Annotated in this window: 17 protein-coding genes; 8 read left to right on the top strand and 9 right to left on the bottom strand. The window is 58.7% G+C overall.

What is annotated here, in order from left to right:
• Position 1 precedes the first annotated feature (1 nt).
• From scpB to argS, 5 genes are all read right to left on the bottom strand, one after another.
• Positions 2 to 652 (bottom strand): SMC-Scp complex subunit ScpB, encoded by a 651-nt coding sequence (gene scpB, locus ABLN87_RS01315; RefSeq protein ID WP_353006717.1) that lies wholly within the window; start codon positions 650 to 652, stop codon positions 2 to 4.
• Entirely contained in the window at positions 645 to 1,439 is a 795-nt protein-coding gene (locus ABLN87_RS01310; RefSeq protein WP_353006715.1) for a segregation and condensation protein A, read from the bottom strand. Before ABLN87_RS01310 ends, scpB begins: the two co-directional genes overlap by 8 nt.
• Complete coding sequence (nagZ, locus tag ABLN87_RS01305; RefSeq protein WP_353006713.1) at positions 1,429 to 2,436, bottom strand: beta-N-acetylhexosaminidase; 1,008 nt, start codon at positions 2,434 to 2,436, stop codon at positions 1,429 to 1,431. The genes ABLN87_RS01310 and nagZ overlap by 11 nt, the downstream gene beginning before the upstream one ends.
• Positions 2,433 to 3,464, bottom strand: a complete 1,032-nt coding sequence (locus ABLN87_RS01300) for an SPOR domain-containing protein (protein WP_353006710.1) — start codon at positions 3,462 to 3,464, stop codon at positions 2,433 to 2,435. The genes nagZ and ABLN87_RS01300 overlap by 4 nt, the downstream gene beginning before the upstream one ends.
• Positions 3,465 to 3,550: 86 nt before the next feature.
• Positions 3,551 to 5,296, bottom strand: coding sequence for an arginine--tRNA ligase (gene argS / locus ABLN87_RS01295; protein WP_353006707.1), 1,746 nt, complete (start codon positions 5,294 to 5,296; stop codon positions 3,551 to 3,553).
• Positions 5,297 to 5,429: 133 nt separating this feature from the next.
• Between argS and ABLN87_RS01290 the strand changes: the two genes are divergently transcribed.
• Positions 5,430 to 5,981, top strand: a complete 552-nt coding sequence (locus ABLN87_RS01290; protein ID WP_353006705.1) for a hypothetical protein — start codon at positions 5,430 to 5,432, stop codon at positions 5,979 to 5,981.
• Here the strand turns inward: ABLN87_RS01290 and ABLN87_RS01285 are convergent, their stop codons facing one another.
• On the bottom strand, positions 5,982 to 7,124 hold the full coding sequence (locus ABLN87_RS01285) for a deoxyguanosinetriphosphate triphosphohydrolase (protein WP_353006703.1): 1,143 nt from the start codon (positions 7,122 to 7,124) through the stop codon (positions 5,982 to 5,984).
• Between the two features lie 76 nt (positions 7,125 to 7,200).
• On the opposite strand from ABLN87_RS01285, the gene ABLN87_RS01280 reads away from it, so the two are divergent.
• Positions 7,201 to 7,524 (top strand): HesB/IscA family protein, encoded by a 324-nt coding sequence (locus ABLN87_RS01280; protein ID WP_170530516.1) that lies wholly within the window; start codon positions 7,201 to 7,203, stop codon positions 7,522 to 7,524.
• A gap of 207 nt (positions 7,525 to 7,731) precedes the next feature.
• Complete coding sequence (xth, locus tag ABLN87_RS01275) at positions 7,732 to 8,511, top strand: exodeoxyribonuclease III (protein WP_353006701.1); 780 nt, start codon at positions 7,732 to 7,734, stop codon at positions 8,509 to 8,511.
• Positions 8,512 to 8,515: 4 nt separating this feature from the next.
• Here xth and ABLN87_RS01270 read toward each other — a convergent pair whose 3' ends face one another.
• Together ABLN87_RS01270 and dksA are read right to left on the bottom strand one after the other, a co-directional pair.
• Positions 8,516 to 9,667 carry an FAD-dependent monooxygenase gene (locus ABLN87_RS01270; RefSeq protein ID WP_353006699.1) on the bottom strand — a complete coding sequence of 384 codons (1,152 nt, stop codon included), beginning with the start codon at positions 9,665 to 9,667 and terminating at the stop codon, positions 8,516 to 8,518.
• Between the two features lie 70 nt (positions 9,668 to 9,737).
• Positions 9,738 to 10,160: an RNA polymerase-binding protein DksA gene (gene dksA / locus ABLN87_RS01265; protein WP_170450050.1), complete on the bottom strand. Its 423-nt coding sequence runs from the start codon at positions 10,158 to 10,160 to the stop codon at positions 9,738 to 9,740.
• Positions 10,161 to 10,538: 378 nt separating this feature from the next.
• Between dksA and ABLN87_RS01260 the strand changes: the two genes are divergently transcribed.
• The 5 genes from ABLN87_RS01260 to ABLN87_RS01240 all read left to right on the top strand — a co-directional run bounded on the left by ABLN87_RS01260 (position 10,539) and on the right by ABLN87_RS01240 (position 14,662).
• Positions 10,539 to 11,384, top strand: a complete 846-nt coding sequence (locus tag ABLN87_RS01260) for an AAA family ATPase (RefSeq protein WP_353006697.1) — start codon at positions 10,539 to 10,541, stop codon at positions 11,382 to 11,384.
• Between the two features lie 158 nt (positions 11,385 to 11,542).
• On the top strand, positions 11,543 to 11,932 hold the full coding sequence (locus tag ABLN87_RS01255) for a GNAT family N-acetyltransferase (protein WP_417750379.1): 390 nt from the start codon (positions 11,543 to 11,545) through the stop codon (positions 11,930 to 11,932).
• Positions 11,932 to 13,296, top strand: coding sequence for a DUF2927 domain-containing protein (locus ABLN87_RS01250; RefSeq protein ID WP_417750378.1), 1,365 nt, complete (start codon positions 11,932 to 11,934; stop codon positions 13,294 to 13,296). Before ABLN87_RS01255 ends, ABLN87_RS01250 begins: the two co-directional genes overlap by 1 nt.
• A gap of 7 nt (positions 13,297 to 13,303) precedes the next feature.
• Positions 13,304 to 13,474: a hypothetical protein gene (locus tag ABLN87_RS01245; protein ID WP_353006691.1), complete on the top strand. Its 171-nt coding sequence runs from the start codon at positions 13,304 to 13,306 to the stop codon at positions 13,472 to 13,474.
• A 3-nt stretch (positions 13,475 to 13,477) separates the two neighbouring features.
• The gene (locus ABLN87_RS01240) at positions 13,478 to 14,662 is read left to right on the top strand and encodes a vWA domain-containing protein (protein WP_353006689.1); all 1,185 of its coding nucleotides are present in this window, start codon (positions 13,478 to 13,480) and stop codon (positions 14,660 to 14,662) included.
• An 86-nt stretch (positions 14,663 to 14,748) separates the two neighbouring features.
• Here ABLN87_RS01240 and ABLN87_RS01235 read toward each other — a convergent pair whose 3' ends face one another.
• Entirely contained in the window at positions 14,749 to 15,879 is a 1,131-nt protein-coding gene (locus ABLN87_RS01235; protein WP_353006686.1) for a tetratricopeptide repeat protein, read from the bottom strand.
• Positions 15,880 to 16,213: the final 334 nt, after the last annotated feature.

Raw genomic sequence — 16,213 nt, 5'->3', positions numbered from 1 at the left:
ATCACTCTTCCTCGAACAGCTCGGTTTGATCCTCGTCTTCTGCCTCGTCCTGCCCCTCGCCCAACGGCATGGCACCCGGTGGCGGGCGGTTTTCCAGCAGCCCGGCGGCGCGCAATTCCTTGAGGCCCGGCAGATCGCGGGCGTTTTCCAACCCGAAATGATCCAGAAACTCTGGGGTCACCACAAAGGTTACTGGACGACCCGGTGTCATACGTCGACGGCCCAGACGAATCCACTCCATTTCCAGCAGTTGATCAATCGTCCCGCGTGACACAGAAACCCCGCGAATCTCTTCGATCTCAGCCCGGGTACAGGGCTGGTGATAGGCCACAATGGCCAGCGTCTCGATCGCTGCGCGGCTCAGCTTGCGGGTTTCAACCGTTTCCTTCTGCATCAAAAATCCGAGGTCAGGGGCCGTGCGGATCGCCCAGGCCTCACCCACCTTGATCACGCGCACGCCGCGCCCTTCGTACCGTTTCTGAAGCAGTTCAACCGCCTGCGCCGCGTCGCTGCCATGAGGCATCCGCGCCTCAAGATCGGCAACCGTCACTGGCGCAGCGCTGGCGAACAGCACCGCTTCGACCATGCGTTCCTGCTCGGCCAACGGGGGCGCTTCAAACAGGGTGCCGGTCTCTTCGGGGGTGTCAGTCACGTGTTTCGGTCCTCTTGCGCAATTGGATCGGAGCAAAGGTCTCGCTTTGCTTCATCTCCATATGTCCTTCTTTCACCAACTCCAGCGAGGCCGCAAAGGTCGCCGCCGTGGCTGAGCGGCGGCGAACTGGATCAGCCTCCCATCCGTCCGGCAGGTAGGTCTCCATATCGGTCCAGGTCCCGGCAAACCCGATCAGTGGGCGCATCCGTTCCAGCGCCTGTTCCATGGTGAACACCGCATCACGGTCCATCACAAAGGGCCGGAACTCATCGCGTGTGCGGATACGTGCATAGCCCTGCATCAGATCCAGCAGCGTCGCGGAATAGGTCACCGTACGGATGCGGGTGACATCCTCGCCCTGCCCGCGCTTGAAAAAATCGCGCCCCAATTGGTCTCGTGCCATCAGACGTGCAGCAGCGTCTCGCATGGCTTGCAAGCGTTCCAGCTGGAACGCCAGATGCGCAGCCAGTTCTTCGCCCGAGGGGCCTTCGTCATCCGGGTCCGGTGGCAGCAACAAGCGGGATTTCAGGAAGGCCAACCATGCGGCCATGACCAGATAATCCGCCGCAAGTTCGATCCGCAGCGCGCGGGCCTTTTCCACGAAGGCAAGATATTGCTGCGCCAGTGCCAGAACCGAGATTTTCCGCAGGTCGACCTTCTGGGTGCGCGACAGAGTTAGCAGCACATCCAGCGGGCCCTCAAACCCGTCGACATCAACGATCAACGCCTCGGCGGCCAGCCGATCGGCGACCGAGACCGGGTCTTCGCTGAAAAGGTTATCGTTCATATACCTGCCCGCCCATTAGGGCAGATAGTTCCGCTTCGGTGGCCTCGATGTCAAGTTCCTGCGGGGGTTTGCGCATCGCCAAGGCCCGTTCGGCGCGGGCCTGAGCAAGATCGGTCATCTGACCGGCGGCCTTAAGCACCTCGGCGCGTTCGGCCAAGTTGGCATTGCAGTGCAGAACCACGTCGCACCCGGCCTCAATCGCCTGACGCGACAGCTCGGCCGCAGAACCGCTCAGCGCCTTCATCGAGATATCGTCGGTCATGATCAGACCGTCAAAACCTATGACGTCTCGGATCACCGTCATCATTTCGGGCGAGATGGTCGCCGGGAGTGGGTCAATCTGCCCGAACACTAGATGCGCCGTCATGCCCATCGGCAGATCGTTCAACGCACGAAACGGTGCGAAATCAGTATCTTGCAGCGCTTCCAAAGGCAGATTGACCAGAGGTAGGTCAAAATGGGTATCTAGTGTCGCCCGTCCATGACCCGGCATATGTTTGACCACGGGCAGTACACCGCCAACCAGATGCGCCTGCGCCACGGCGCGTCCGATCTTTCCGATGGTGTCCACGTCATCTCCATAGCACCGGTTCCGCAAAAACGCATGAGTTTCGGCCCGAGCCAGATCCAGTGTCGGTGCGCAGTTGCTATCGATCCCGAGCTCGAACAGCTCATGCGCGATCAGGCGATAGCGCAAATACATGGCCCGTTCAGCCTGTTCTCCGGCCCGCTCTGCGTGATCCAGCGGAGGCATCCACTCGCGGGCCAGAGGCGCGCGCAGACGCTGAACGCGTCCACCTTCCTGATCGATGGTGATCGGGCAATTACGTCCGACCGCCTCGCGGAAATCATCGCATAAAGCCCGGACCTGATCGGCGCTGTCGATGTTACGGGCAAACAGGATGAACCCAAACGGGTTCATCTCGCGGAACAGGGCCCGTTCGTTGTCGGTTAACCGCAGGCCCTCAGCATCGGTGATCGCAGCGCCAAATGTCACCGGACGGCGACCGGGATGCAGTCAGCACCTTGTGCAACGAGTGCGGCACAGAACTGACGAGAATCGCTCAGATCCTCGAACCCCAGCACGCGTAGTCGATAGAAGGTGCGTCCTCCGCTTGAGGTTTTCTGGATAACACGCTGTTTTCCATCCATATACTCACCGAATTGGTCGCTCAGACGCACCCATTCGGCCTTTGCCACATCCGGGCTTTCAAAGGCACCCAGCTGGGCCAGCCGGGTTCCTTTGCTGAGTGTGTCGGGGTCGATATCCAATCCAACAGCCGCCTTTACCGCAGCATTGATCGACGCCTCGGAGGTATCGACAGCAGGCGCGCGGCGCGCCGGGCGCGTATGCGGGCGCAATGACCGGCGCACACCGGGCAGTTCCGCAATCGCCGGGTCCGGCAATGCAGCGGCCAGATCGGCCGGGTCGATGGCGGGTTCTTCCTCGGGCGCGGCCAGGGATGCAACCTGCACACCTGATGCGGCCTCTTGATCGGCACGCGCCGCCTCGCCTGCCAGTTCCGCCACCAGAGCATCAACCGCGTTTTGCCGCAGCGCCGCAGCCTCCTGGTTTGAGATCGGTTCTTCCACCACATGCAACGCCGGAGTGGGCTGCAATTCGCCCGCTGGCAGGTCTTCATCCGTCAACGACACTGGACGCGGTGCAAGGATCAGACGATCCGCAGGGGCCGCAGCCGTACCTTCGGCGGCCACGGCGTTCACCGCAAGCCCCTGATGATCAGCGGGTTGCCCGCCGGGGTTTTCAGGCTGAATACGCATCGGACCTTCGGCGGCACGCACGACCGGTACACCGCTGACGTCGCGCATCACTAGCTTGTAGCTCCAGACACCAACACCGGCAACCAACGCCAAAGAGGCCACCGCCCCCAGAACATTCACCATCCGCGCGAGCCCAAACGCACCGCGTGGTTCATCCTCGGGATACACATCCTGAGCCTGTGATTGATTCGGATAATGCATATGCTCGGGGTCGTGATGCCCCGAGTAATCGTAACTCGCCATGTTGCCTCACCGCCCGATTGCGCCTGAAATCAAAGCGCGCGGGTCATTTCTTGTCTGCCTCAGACCGGCGGTTCGGGCGGTATTGGTTACCGCATCTCCTGCGCCGGAGTAACGCCAAGAATACCCAAGCCTGCTGAAATCACAACAGAAACGGCGCGCGCTAGTGCGATTTTCGACTGGCTTGTGGCAACATCGCCATCCTGAATGAAACGCAGCTGGGTTTCGTCATTGCCCTTATTCCACAACGCGTGGAAATCCCCAGCCAATTCATAGAGATAGAAGGCAACCCGGTGCGGTTCATTGGTCCGCGCAGCAATCTCGACCAGCCGTGGCCATTCCGCCAGTTTCCTGGCAACAACCAGCTCTGAGGCATGGTCGATCTTGCCCAGATCCGCGCCCACAAGGGTCGCATCATCGGCGGCAATCTCGGCCTCGGCGGCGCGGCGCAGCACGCTCATGACGCGGGCATGGGCGTATTGCACGTAGAACACGGGGTTCTCGCGGCTTTGTTCCAATACCTTGTCGAAATCGAAATCCAGCGGCGCGTCGTTCTTGCGGGTCAGCATCACGAACCGGGTCACATCAGGGCCAACCTGATCGACCACATCGCGCAGGGTAACAAAGTTCCCGGCCCGCTTGGACATCTTGAACGGCTCGCCATTTTTCCACAGCTTCACCAGCTGGGTCAGCTTGATGTCCAGCGGCACTTTGCCGTCAGACAGCGCCGAGACGGCTGCTTTCATCCGCTTGACATAGCCACCATGGTCCGCGCCAAACACGTCGATCAGCGCGTCGAAACCACGGCTCACCTTGTCATAATGATAGGCGATATCCGGGGCGAAATAGGTCCAGGCACCGTCCGATTTCTTGACCGGGCGGTCGACGTCATCGCCATGTTCGGTTGACTTGAACAGCGTCTGCTCGCGCGGTTCCCAATCCTCAGGCTTCTTGCCTTTGGGTGGCTCCAGTACGCCCTCATAGATCAGGCCCTTGTCGGTCAGCGACTGCAGCGCGGCCTCAATCCGGCCCGTGCCATAGAGGGATTTCTCCGAGAAGAATACGTCCATCTCAACGCCCAGCGCCTTCAGGTCAGCGCGGATCAGGTCCATCATCGCGTCGGTCGAGAATTCCCGCAGCTCTTCCAGCCACTCGGCCTCTGGCTTGTCGATCAGGCTGTCGCCGTATTTCTCTTTCAGCGCTTCGCCGATCGGGATCAGGTAATCACCGGGATAGAGGCCCTCAGCAATCTCGGGGCTCAGACCGTTGGCTTCGCGATACCGCTCGTAGGCGGACCGAGCCAGCACGTCCACCTGCGCTCCGCCATCGTTGATATAGTATTCGCGCGTCACATCATGGCCGGAATAGTCCAGCAAGCTCGCCAGAGCATCCCCGAACACCGCGCCCCGCGTATGGCCCACATGCAACGGACCGGTCGGGTTGGCCGAGACATATTCCACGTTGACCTTCTGCCCCTGCCCCATGGTCGAACGGCCATAATCAGTGCCCTGCTCCAACACAGCCGCCAGAACGCCCTGCCAGACGGTCGGCGCAAGCCGCAGGTTCAGAAAACCCGGCCCGGCCACCTCGGCACTGGTGATCCGCGCGTCCTCGGCCAATTTCCTGGCCAGCACATCCGCAATGTCACGCGGCTTCATCTTCGCCGGTTTCGCCAGCACCATCGCCGCATTGGTCGCCATGTCGCCATGCGCCGCATCGCGCGGAGGCTCGACCGCCACGTTGTCAAAGCTCAGCCCCTCGGGCAACGCGCCTTCGGACTGCATCTGCGCCAGCGCGTCCAGTACAAGGCCGCGGATCTCGGAAAACAGGTTCATTACGGATGTCCTTTTGCTTGCCCGGCGGTTTACCACGCAAAGCGTCAAGGTCAATGGATCGCGCAAGTTTGCGCTTGGCTTCAAACCAGAGCCCGCTAATCTCGATAGGGCCTGACCAATCGGAGACTACCTTATGCGCCTTGCGTTGCCCCTTGCCCTGCTGCTGACAACCTCACTGCCTGCGGTGGCTGAGATGCCCGCCCCCACCGGTCACGTCCTGCTGACGCTTGGTGGTGCGGTGACCGAAACCAATCTGCCACCCCGTGGCGAGAATGACGGCGGTCTACTGGGCTTTCTAGATGTTCAGCACGAGGGCGCCGCCGGGTTCGACGCGGTGACACTGGACAGCATGAAGCAGGTCGAGATCACTATCGCTTACGGCCCCGAAGGCAACCAGCGACAGATCGCTTTTTCTGGGCCTCTTTTGGCAGATGTTATGACTTTGGCGGGCGCTGTCGGCAAAACCGCAAAACCCATGGCCATGGACGGCTATCAGTCGGAGATTTCGTGGGACAGCATCACGTCACATCAACCCATCTTGGCCACGCATGCCGATGGGTTCCCGATGGGGATCGGCGGCTACGGCCCAACGATGATCGTGTTCCGTCCGACAGATGATGAAGAACTGGCGCAAGAGCAAGCCGGGCAGCAGGTCTGGGCGCTGGCTTACATCGAGGTTGAATAATCAACGCCCGGTCAGCCGGGCGTGATCCTGCAGCGCGAACCGATCCGTCATCCCGGCGATATAGTCTGAAACGATCCGGGCCAGTGCAGTTTCATCCTGCGCAGCCTCGATATCCCCATGCCAGCGCACAGGCATCTGTTTGGGGTCATTGAGGTAAATCGGAAACAGTTCCTCAACAACCGCGCTGACCTCGGCCCGAACCTGCATCACGCTGGGCGCGCGATACATGCGCGCAAACAGGAAGGCGCGGATCTCTTTCAGTTGTGTCCAAAGCGCAGCTGAAAACTGGACCACCGGATGGCCCAAATGGCGGATATCTTCGACGGTTTGCGCCCCGGACTGGACAATCAGGTCCCGCGAGGTGTCGATCACGTCCGAAACCATAACGCCAAACACCCGTCGCAGCGCCTCGTGCCTGCGGCGATATGGATCCAGACCCGGATATTTGCGATCCACCTCAGCATAGCAATCGCCGACGATCGGCAATTGTTGAATGTCCTCATCCGTGAACAGATCAGCACGCAAGCCATCCAGAAGATCATGATTGTTATAGGCAATGTCGTCTGACAGCGCTGCAACCTGCGCCTCGGCACTCGCATGAGTGTACAGTTCCAGATCGAAACCGGCATTGCACTCTGCCAAGGCCCACGGAAGCTCTCCGACAACCGGCCCGTTGTGTTTCGCAATGCCTTCCAGACATTCCCAGGTCAGATTGCAGCCATCAAATTCAGCATAGTGTCGCTCCAGCCGGGTCACGATCCGAATGGCCTGTGCGTTATGGTCAAAACCGCCATAGGGCTGCATCAATGCGTGTAGGGCGTCTTCACCGGTATGCCCAAACGGTGTGTGGCCCAGATCATGCGCCAGCGCCACCGCCTCGGTCAGTTCCGGGTTGAGGTCAAGCGCGCCGGCAATCGTACGCGCCACCTGAGCGACCTCGATGGAATGCGTCAGCCGGGTGCGATAGCTGTCACCTTCATGTTCGACAAAGACCTGCGTCTTGTGTTTCAGCCGCCGAAAGGCGCTGGCATGAATGATCCTGTCCCGATCCCGCTGAAAGCATGATCGGAAACTGCTTTCTTCCTCTGGCACCAGCCGCCCCCTGGCACGGCCTGGATCCGAGGCAAAACCCGCTCTGTCCAAAGGTCTTGTCCTTGTCGCCCGTCCTTTGGTTGCATATATTGCAGCGCGAGAAGGAAATAAACCTTTGGAGTCTGGCATGAATCTGCCCCCCACAGTGACTGAACGCGCCTTTGAGCGCCTCGCCGAAATCGGTGCGGCGGATCAGGGGCAAGCTTTGCGCGTCGCAGTGGAAGGCGGCGGATGTTCCGGTTTTCAATACGAAATTGCACTGGACCAGCCAAAAGAGGACGATCTGGTGCTGGAAGGCAAAGGGCAAAAAGTCATCGTAGATTCGATCTCTCTGCCGTTTTTGGAAAATGCTGTCATCGATTTCACCCAGGAACTGATTGGTGCGCGGTTTGTGATCGAAAACCCAAACGCCACGTCTTCCTGTGGCTGTGGCACTTCGTTTTCGATGTAACGTAACACCTGGGGGCTCTGCCCCCCGCCGCGGCAAGCCGCGCCTCCCCCGAGGTATTTTCAAACAGAAGAAGCATGAGAAACCGCCCACCTTCTTCTGTTCCCAAATACCTCGGAGCGCGAGGCAGAGCCTCGCAACCCTACCCTCCATCTTGCCGTTGGGCCGGTTCTGCGCGATAGGTTGCCCTAAGGCATCGGAGGACCGCGTATGAAAATCGCCACGTTCAACATCAACGGCATCAAAGCGCGGGCCGAGGCGCTGCCCCGCTGGCTGGATGACGCGCAGCCCGATGTGGTTCTGTTGCAGGAAATCAAATCCGTCGACGAAAACTTCCCGCGCGAGATGTTTGAAGACCGAGGGTACAACGTCGAAACCCATGGCCAAAAAAGCTTTAATGGCGTTGCCATTCTGTCCAAGCTACCGCTCGAGGACGTCTCGCGCGGCTTGCCCGGCGATGACGAGGACGAACAGGCGCGCTGGATCGAGGCCACCGTTGTCGGCAAGCAGGCGATCCGGATTTGTGGGCTGTACCTGCCGAATGGCAATCCGGCGCCCGGGCCGAAATACGACTATAAGCTGGCCTGGATGGAGCGTCTCTATGCGCGCGCCAAAGACCTTATTGCAAGCGAGGAGCCCGCATTGATGGCCGGCGATTACAATATCATCCCGCAGGACGAGGACGCCAAACGCCCCGACGCTTGGCGCGAGGATGCGCTGTTTCGCCCCGAAAGCCGCGCGGCGTTTCGCAAAATCCTGAATCTTGGATTTACCGAAGCTTTTCGCGCCCGCACGCAAGGTCCCGGACATTATTCATTTTGGGACTATCAAGCCGGTGCTTGGAACCGAAACGACGGCATCCGGATCGATCATTTCCTGCTGACGCCGCAAGCCGCTGATCTGATGCGGGATTGCCGGATCGATGCCGAAGTTCGCGGGCACGAGAAGCCATCAGATCATGTGCCGGTCTGGGTGGATCTGGATATCTGACTGGTCAGGCCGTCACATCGTGGCCGTAGATCCACTCATAGCGGCGCGACAGATGTGGGCCGATCACTGAGAGCGCAAGCTGCGCCGCGATCCTTTTGGGGCCTTGAAGGTGAAAGTTGCGGGCATTTGCGGCAGCGGCTGCAACAATGCGCTCTGCGCGCGGCAGACGCGCCGCCTCATAAGCTGCCAGAGCGCTGCTCATCTCTGAGTGGTCGTCAAAGCACCGGGCCAAAACCCAGGCGTCTTCCAGCGCCAGGCATGCCCCTTGCGCCATGAAGGGTAGTGTTGGATGCGCGGCATCGCCCAACAAAGCCATGCGGCCATCCTGCCATGTTCGCGCAACAGGCCGCAGGAAAAGCGCCCAAAGATGTGCTTCTTCCACGTCGGCCAATATGTCGCGCACTTCGCCTCCGAAATCCGCAAAGCGGGCGCGCAGATCATCCGGATCGCCCTGTTTACGCCAGCCTTCCTCCTGCCAATCCGACCGTTCTTCGATGGCAACAATATTCATCAGACTCTGGTCACGTAGCGGATAGGTCACCACATGGCGGCATGGACCCATGGTGAGTGCGGCGCGCGGTTCGGCCTCAGCCTCCTGCCATGGAATCGTCGCGCGCCAAGCGATCTGATGAGTGAATACGGGTGTCTCAGACCCGTTCAAGCTGGACCGGAGGGTACTGCGCCCGCCATCGGCAGCGATGACGCAATCGGCGCGCAGAGGCTCGCCGCTTTCAAATACAAGTTCGACCTCGGTCGGGTGTTTGCGCAACTCAGCGACACATGCGCCCAAACGGATATCGACCCCGGCGGTTTGCGCCGCCTTGTGCAACAAGTCCAAAAGATCAGCACGATGATAGTAATATGTCGGCCCAGCCTTCGGACCCGGCAGACGGCTGATCACTCGACCGTTGCGATAGTCACGCAGCACGGTTCCATAGGACCTTTGGCCCAACGCCGGTGTATCGGACACGACATCCAATGCGCGCAGTACACACATCCCGTTTGGGCTGATCTGCAAACCCGCACCCACCTCGGCCAAGGCGGCGGCCCGCTCGAATACGGTCACCCGCGCCCCGCGTTGCTGCAAGGCAAGCGCGGCGGCCAGACCACCTATGCCACAGCCCACAACGCAGAATTTCAGCCCGTCGAGTTTCATCCCTAGGGCTTATCGCAAAAACGCCGAGGCGACAGGCCCCGGCGTTCCGATTTTTTGCGATTTTCAGCGATCAATCGTCGCGGTGAACCTTTTCGCGGCGCTCGTGGCGCTCTTGCGCTTCCAGTGTCATGGTCGCGATGGGTCGCGCATCCAGACGCTTCAACGAGATCGGATCACCGGTCTTTTCGCAATACCCGTATTCGCCCTCGTCGATGCGACGCAGGGCCGAGTCGATCTTGGCGACCAGCTTGCGCTGGCGATCCCGCGTGCGCAGTTCCAGCGCGCGGTCGGTCTCTTCGCTTGCGCGATCAGCGACATCGGGAATGTTTCGGGTATTGTCCTGCAGCCCTTCGATCGTGTCGCGGCTGCCTGCAAGTAACTCTGTCTTCCAATCCAGCAGCTTGCGTCGAAAATACTCAAGCTGACGATCATTCATGAAAGGCTCATCTTCGGCCGGGCGGTAATCATCCGGCAGAAAAACTTCCTGCTTCATATCTGCTCCCTCGGTATGGCCAGAAACGTCGGTCGCGGTTGTATCACCTGACATTTGGCACCCCCTTCTGCGCAGCGTTTATCCGACGGGCACGGGATTGTCACTACACAAACTTAGGTCAGGCGCGCCCAACGCCTGACTGGTCTAAATGTGATACTTGAAACGGAAAAAACGCGTTTTTCGGTGAACTTCTAAGGGTGATTTTGTGGCAGTTCACAATCAGTGGAGCAGAAAAATCGCCGCGAATCGCGTTAGGCGATGGCGTTTGCACGGCAAATTGCGGTTGAGTCGACGCAGCGACCCGGGTTGTCAAAATCACTGGCTCTCTGTAACCGGGATTGCACCACGCGCAGCCGCGCGCAAGAGCTTGAGGGGCCCATGACTGCACGTTTCCAAGGCACAGCCGAATATGTTGCCACTGATGACCTGACCATCGCCGTAAACGCGGCCGTGACGCTGGAACGCCCCTTGCTGGTCAAAGGCGAACCCGGCACCGGCAAGACCGAGCTGGCCAAACAGGTGGCAGGTGCTTTGGGCCTGACGATGATCGAGTGGAATGTGAAATCCACCACCCGCGCACAGCAGGGCCTGTACGAATATGACGCCGTCAGCCGACTGCGCGACAGCCAGCTGGGTGATGAGCGTGTGCATGATGTGTCGAACTATATCCGCAAGGGCAAACTGTGGCAGGCCTTTGACGCCGACGAAAAGGTCGTGCTGCTGATCGATGAGATCGACAAGGCCGATATCGAGTTCCCCAACGACCTTTTGCAGGAACTCGATAAGATGGAGTTCCACGTGTACGAAACCGGTGAAACGGTCCAGGCAAAGCATCGCCCGATCGTCATCATCACCTCGAACAACGAAAAGGAACTGCCCGACGCCTTCCTGCGCCGCTGTTTCTTCCATTATATCCGCTTCCCGGATGAGGCGACGATGCGCCGGATCGTCGAAGTACATCATCCCGGGATTAAGGACGCTCTGCTGACCACGGCCCTGACGCAATTCTACGAAATCCGCGAGACTCAAGGCTTGAAAAAGAAACCTTCTACCTCTGAGGTGTTGGATTGGCTGAAATTGCTGTTGGCCGAGGACCTGACACCCGAGGATCTAAAGCGCGACGGGGCAAACGCGTTGCCCAAGCTTCATGGGGCGTTGCTGAAGAACGAACAGGACGTCCATCTGTTCGAGCGGCTGGCCTTTATGGCGCGCAACAAGCGTTAGCCTGCTGTTGAATAGGTCGTGAACGCGGCTTGCCTTGGGGCGGGGCGGATGTCAGCATCGGGCAACCCGGGCTCAGTTTATCAATAGGGACGTATCGCTTGGCCAACGCACCAGAAATTCGCCCCTTGCGGGCTGCGGACAAAGATCAATGGACCGAGATGTGGCAGGCCTATCTGGCCTTCTATGAAACCACCCTGCCCGATGAGATTTATGAATCCACGTTTGCACGGTTGCTTGGGGACGATCCGCAGGATTTTTCCTGCTTCATTGCCGAACAGAACGGCGCGTTGGTTGGGTTAACGCACTATCTGTTTCACCGTCACGCCTGGAAAGTGGAGCGGGTCTGCTATCTGCAAGACCTATATGCCCGCCCCGAGGCGCGCGGGACCGGTGTAGGGCGCGCGTTGATCCAAGCGGTGTATGACGAGGCCGACCGGCAGGGTGCGCCAACGGTCTATTGGCTGACACAGGATCATAACCAGACAGCACGCCAGCTCTATGACCGGATCGGCACGCTGACGCCCTTTATCAAGTACAACCGCTCATGATGCGATGGGGCGCCCTTGCTGCGGTATGCCTGCTCTCGGCCTGCGCATCGGTCGAGCGGATTGAACTGCCGGGCAATGTGACGACTATTGAACAGGCCCTGCCCCCGGCCAACAGCTTTACGACGTCTCGGCCCACCCCTCCGGCCAGGTCCAACAAAAACATAGCAGCTGATTTCCTCGATCTGCACTTTGCCCTGGAAAGTGGCATGCAGCTGCCCGCTTTCACTCGATTTGAAACCCCTGTCACAGTGCGGCTGACGGGCAAGCCCACCCCCAGCATGCAAAGCGATCTCGCCAGATTGCTGACCCGTCTGCGGCGCGAAGCGGGGATCGATATCCGGCAAGTTTCTGAAGGTCAGGCCAATATCACCATTGAGGCCGTCAGCCAGCGCGACATCCACCGTATCCTGCCGAATGCTGCGTGCTTTGTTGTGCCTAATTCCTCCAGCCTCGAAGAATACCGCCGGGATCGTCGCAAGGCCAAAAGCAGCTGGACCGAACTGCGTCAGCGGGAACGCCTGGGCATATTCATCCCTTATGACGTCAGCCCGCAGGAAATGCGCGATTGCCTGCACGAGGAACTGGCGCAGGCGCTAGGGCCGCTGAACGACCTGTATCACCTGCCCGATTCCGTGTTCAACGACGATAACATCCATACCGTCTTGACCGGCTTTGACATGTTGATCCTGCGGACGGCCTATGCGCCCGAGTTAAAAACAGGCATGACGCGCGAACAGGTTGAGGCCGCCCTTCCCGCAGTGCTGAGCCGCCTGAACCTGCGTGGAGAAAGGTTGCCAGTTCAACCCTTCACAACAACACCGCGCGCGTGGATTGACGCTATCAACAAAACGCTTGGCCCCGGCCCCGGATCACCTCGACAATTCCGCTTTGCGCAAAAGGCCGCAGAGATTGGCCAGCAACAGGGTTGGACCGATCACCGCCGTGCCTATCCGCACTATCTGATGGGGCGCATGACCCAGTTCCGCGATCCCGCAGCAGCCCTTCAGCAATATCAGATCGCCCTGCAATTCCTGAATGCTACGCCGGGAACCGAGGTACATCGCGCCCATGTCACGGCGCAAACCGCCTCATTCGCGCTGGCTCAGGATCAAGGCCCCAACGTGTTACCTGATCTGGATAAGGCCATTGATGTGATGACGCGAGCTGAAAACGCTTCGCTTCTTGCGACGCTCCTCTTGTTGAAATCCGAAGCGCTTATGCAGGCCGGTCAGGTTCAGCAGGCACGTGCCGTCAGGCTGGACAGTCTGGGGTGGGCGCGATACGGCTTTGGCGCAGATGTGGTGGTGAAATCCCTGGCGGAAAGCCGCGCGACCAGATCAGCCGGTAACAATATAGACGGATGACAAATACATGCTGGTAGTTCTGGGAATGGCTGTTTTGGGTGCGATACTTGGCGCTTGGAACGCGCGCAAACGCAACGGGAACGGTGCCGATATAGCTCAGTATGCAGCTGTTTATGGCATTGCCTTTGCCTTGCTGGGACTTGTGATGTCACTGATCCTGGTCCGACTGGTGATCTGACCGATGTTCCTGCCCTTTTATGAGAACCTCCGTAAGGCTGGCATACCCGTTTCTCTGCGGGAGTATCTGACCTTTCTGGAAGGGATGAAAAAGGGTCTGGCCATCTATGATGTCGAGGCGTTCTATTACCTCGCCCGTGTGTCGATGGTGAAGGATGAGCGCAATATTGACAAGTTCGACCGTGCCTTTGCCGCCAGTTTCGAAGGATTGGGTGAGATCAGCTTTGATCAGGTTCTGGAAGCGGTCGACATTCCCGCCGACTGGCTTGAGAAAATGGCCGAAAAGCACCTGTCTGAGGAGGAAAAGGCCGAGATCGAAGCGCTTGGCGGGTTCGACAAGCTGATGGAGACTCTGCGCCAGCGTCTGAAAGAACAACAAGGCCGCCATCAGGGCGGCAATAAGTGGATCGGCACCGCCGGAACCTCTCCGTTCGGGGCCTATGGCTACAACCCCGAAGGGGTGCGGATCGGCCAGAAGGAAAGCCGTCATCAGCGGGCTGTGAAAGTCTGGGACAAGCGCGAATTCAAGAACTTGGACGACACTGTCGAACTAGGTACGCGCAACATCAAGGTCGCCCTAAAACGCCTGCGCCGCTGGGCGCGCGAGGGCGCTGCCGAAGAACTTGATCTCGACGGCACGATCCGCGCCACGGCGGAACATGGCTATCTGGACGTCAAGACCCGGCCCGAACGTCACAACGCGGTCAAGGTTCTGCTGTTTCTGGACGTTGGCGGGTCAATGGACCCACATATCAAAGTGGTCGAGGAACTGTTTTCCGCCGCGCGGACCGAATTCAAGCATCTGGAATACTACTACTTCCACAATTGCCTCTATGAGGGCGTGTGGCGCGACAATCACCGCCGCTGGGACCAGCAGACGCCCACACATGAAGTGTTGCGCACCTACGGCCCCGACTACAAATGCATCTTCGTCGGCGACGCCTCGATGAGCCCTTACGAGATCGCCTATCCCGGTGGCGCGAACGAGCATTGGAACCAGGAGGCCGGTCAAGTCTGGCTGCAACGCGCACGCGAACAATGGGCGTCAAACCTGTGGATCAACCCGGTGCCCGAGAAATACTGGGAATACACCCATTCCATCGGCATGATCCGCGAGATTTTCGAGGACCGCATGGTGCCGATGACCTTGTCCGGCCTGGAACAGGGCATGCGTGAGTTGACCCGGTAGGCCGCAAGATTTGCTTCGAGACTAAAGCCACCTTCACTGACATGCATTGCGATAGAGCGACATTTCTTAGCCGTCGTCTTTTGTGTTCAGCCAAGGCACTCAGGGTCTGACGCGCATTTTGAAAGCCCATCCAGCAACGCATCACTGATTTCACCATCTGGCCCGCCCGCATAGTGACCAGCGGATTGAAGGCGAAGCTGCCAGAGCGAAATGTCTACTGAACTTGCGCTTTCCAAACCTCGGCGCCATGCGGCAAGCGCAGCTTGCGGGTCCCCAAGACGATGGTGAGAAAAGCCGAGTCTCGTGTATTGTCGATCAATCACCTCGTCCGAGATTTCATTGCCCTCTTCCCGTTTCGATGCAACTTCAAAGAAATCATTAAGTGAGCTGATTGCCGCTTCGTCGTTGCCGAGATCATAATAGACATCTGCTTTCCCGGCGTGTGCAAAGGCATTGTCCGGTAGCTTCGCAAGAACCGTGTCGAATTCGGCAAGCGCGCGCTCTGGCTCACCAAGATCTGCAAAGCTTCGAGCCAGCAGTGTACCAAAAGAAGGCCCAGCAATCTCGCGAGCAGCGGGTGTACTCAGCCTTTCGCTCCTTGCTATTGCTTCGGCAGTTTCCCGTACAAACCGCTCTGCAGTACGGAGCGCGAAGTCGTATTCCGGTTTGATTCCCAAAGCACGTTCAATCGCCGTCTCAGATTCTGCGTATCGACCAAGTCGCAGCAGGACATCACCAAGGACGGCCCATGCAACGTGGTCATTTGGGTATAGAGCCAAAACATGATTGAGGTCGACTTCTGCGTGATACGGCAGTTCAAGATGCTGGTAGTATAGCCAGGCGCGATCCAGTCGCACTAGAGCATAGTTGGTGTCAAGCAAAACGGTTCGGGAGTATGCCTCAAGCGCCGCATCAAAATCCTCAAGCCTATCCAGAATTCGCCCTTCGCGATGTTGATCTATCACTGCGTTGGGATCGGACGCGAGAACAAACCTCGTATCTGCCAAAGCTTCCGAATACCGCTTCATTTCATAGTACGTATTCGCCCGACCGCTGTGGCCAAAATCCGATGCCGGGTCAACCTCCAGAAGGTGGTTGAACAGCGACAAGGCTTTATCATACTCATCTCTGTTCAAGTAGATCAGACCCAGATTGTGTAGAGGCGCTGTCCAATCCGGCGTGATTTCAAGAACTGCAAGATAGTCGGCCTCGGCCAAACCGGGATCTTGTCTAGCCAGACGCAGCGCGCGGTGAAACAGGGCCTGCGATCGAGTGTGTTCTGCAAGATCGTCATAGGCCAGAAGCGATGTGCAACCAGCGATGACCTCCTTGTTGGAATTGCCTCTTAAGAGGCACTTCTGGGCTTTCGCTTCAACGCCAAAGGGCGCGGAAACCGCCAGAACAACGGCGGCCAGAGCGACACCTACAGCGGCCAGTCGAATTTTGTTCATGAGATGCTTTCGAAGTATGGAATGGGGCAGAATAACTCTTTAGAGTTACATACATTCTCAGCATCGCGCGTCAATCACGAGAGGCAACCCGCGTCACTTC

This window comes from Ruegeria sp. SCP10 (assembly GCF_040329495.1).
Classification (GTDB): Bacteria; Pseudomonadota; Alphaproteobacteria; order Rhodobacterales; family Rhodobacteraceae; genus Ruegeria.
This window is presented reverse-complemented; position numbering and strand designations above follow the sequence as displayed.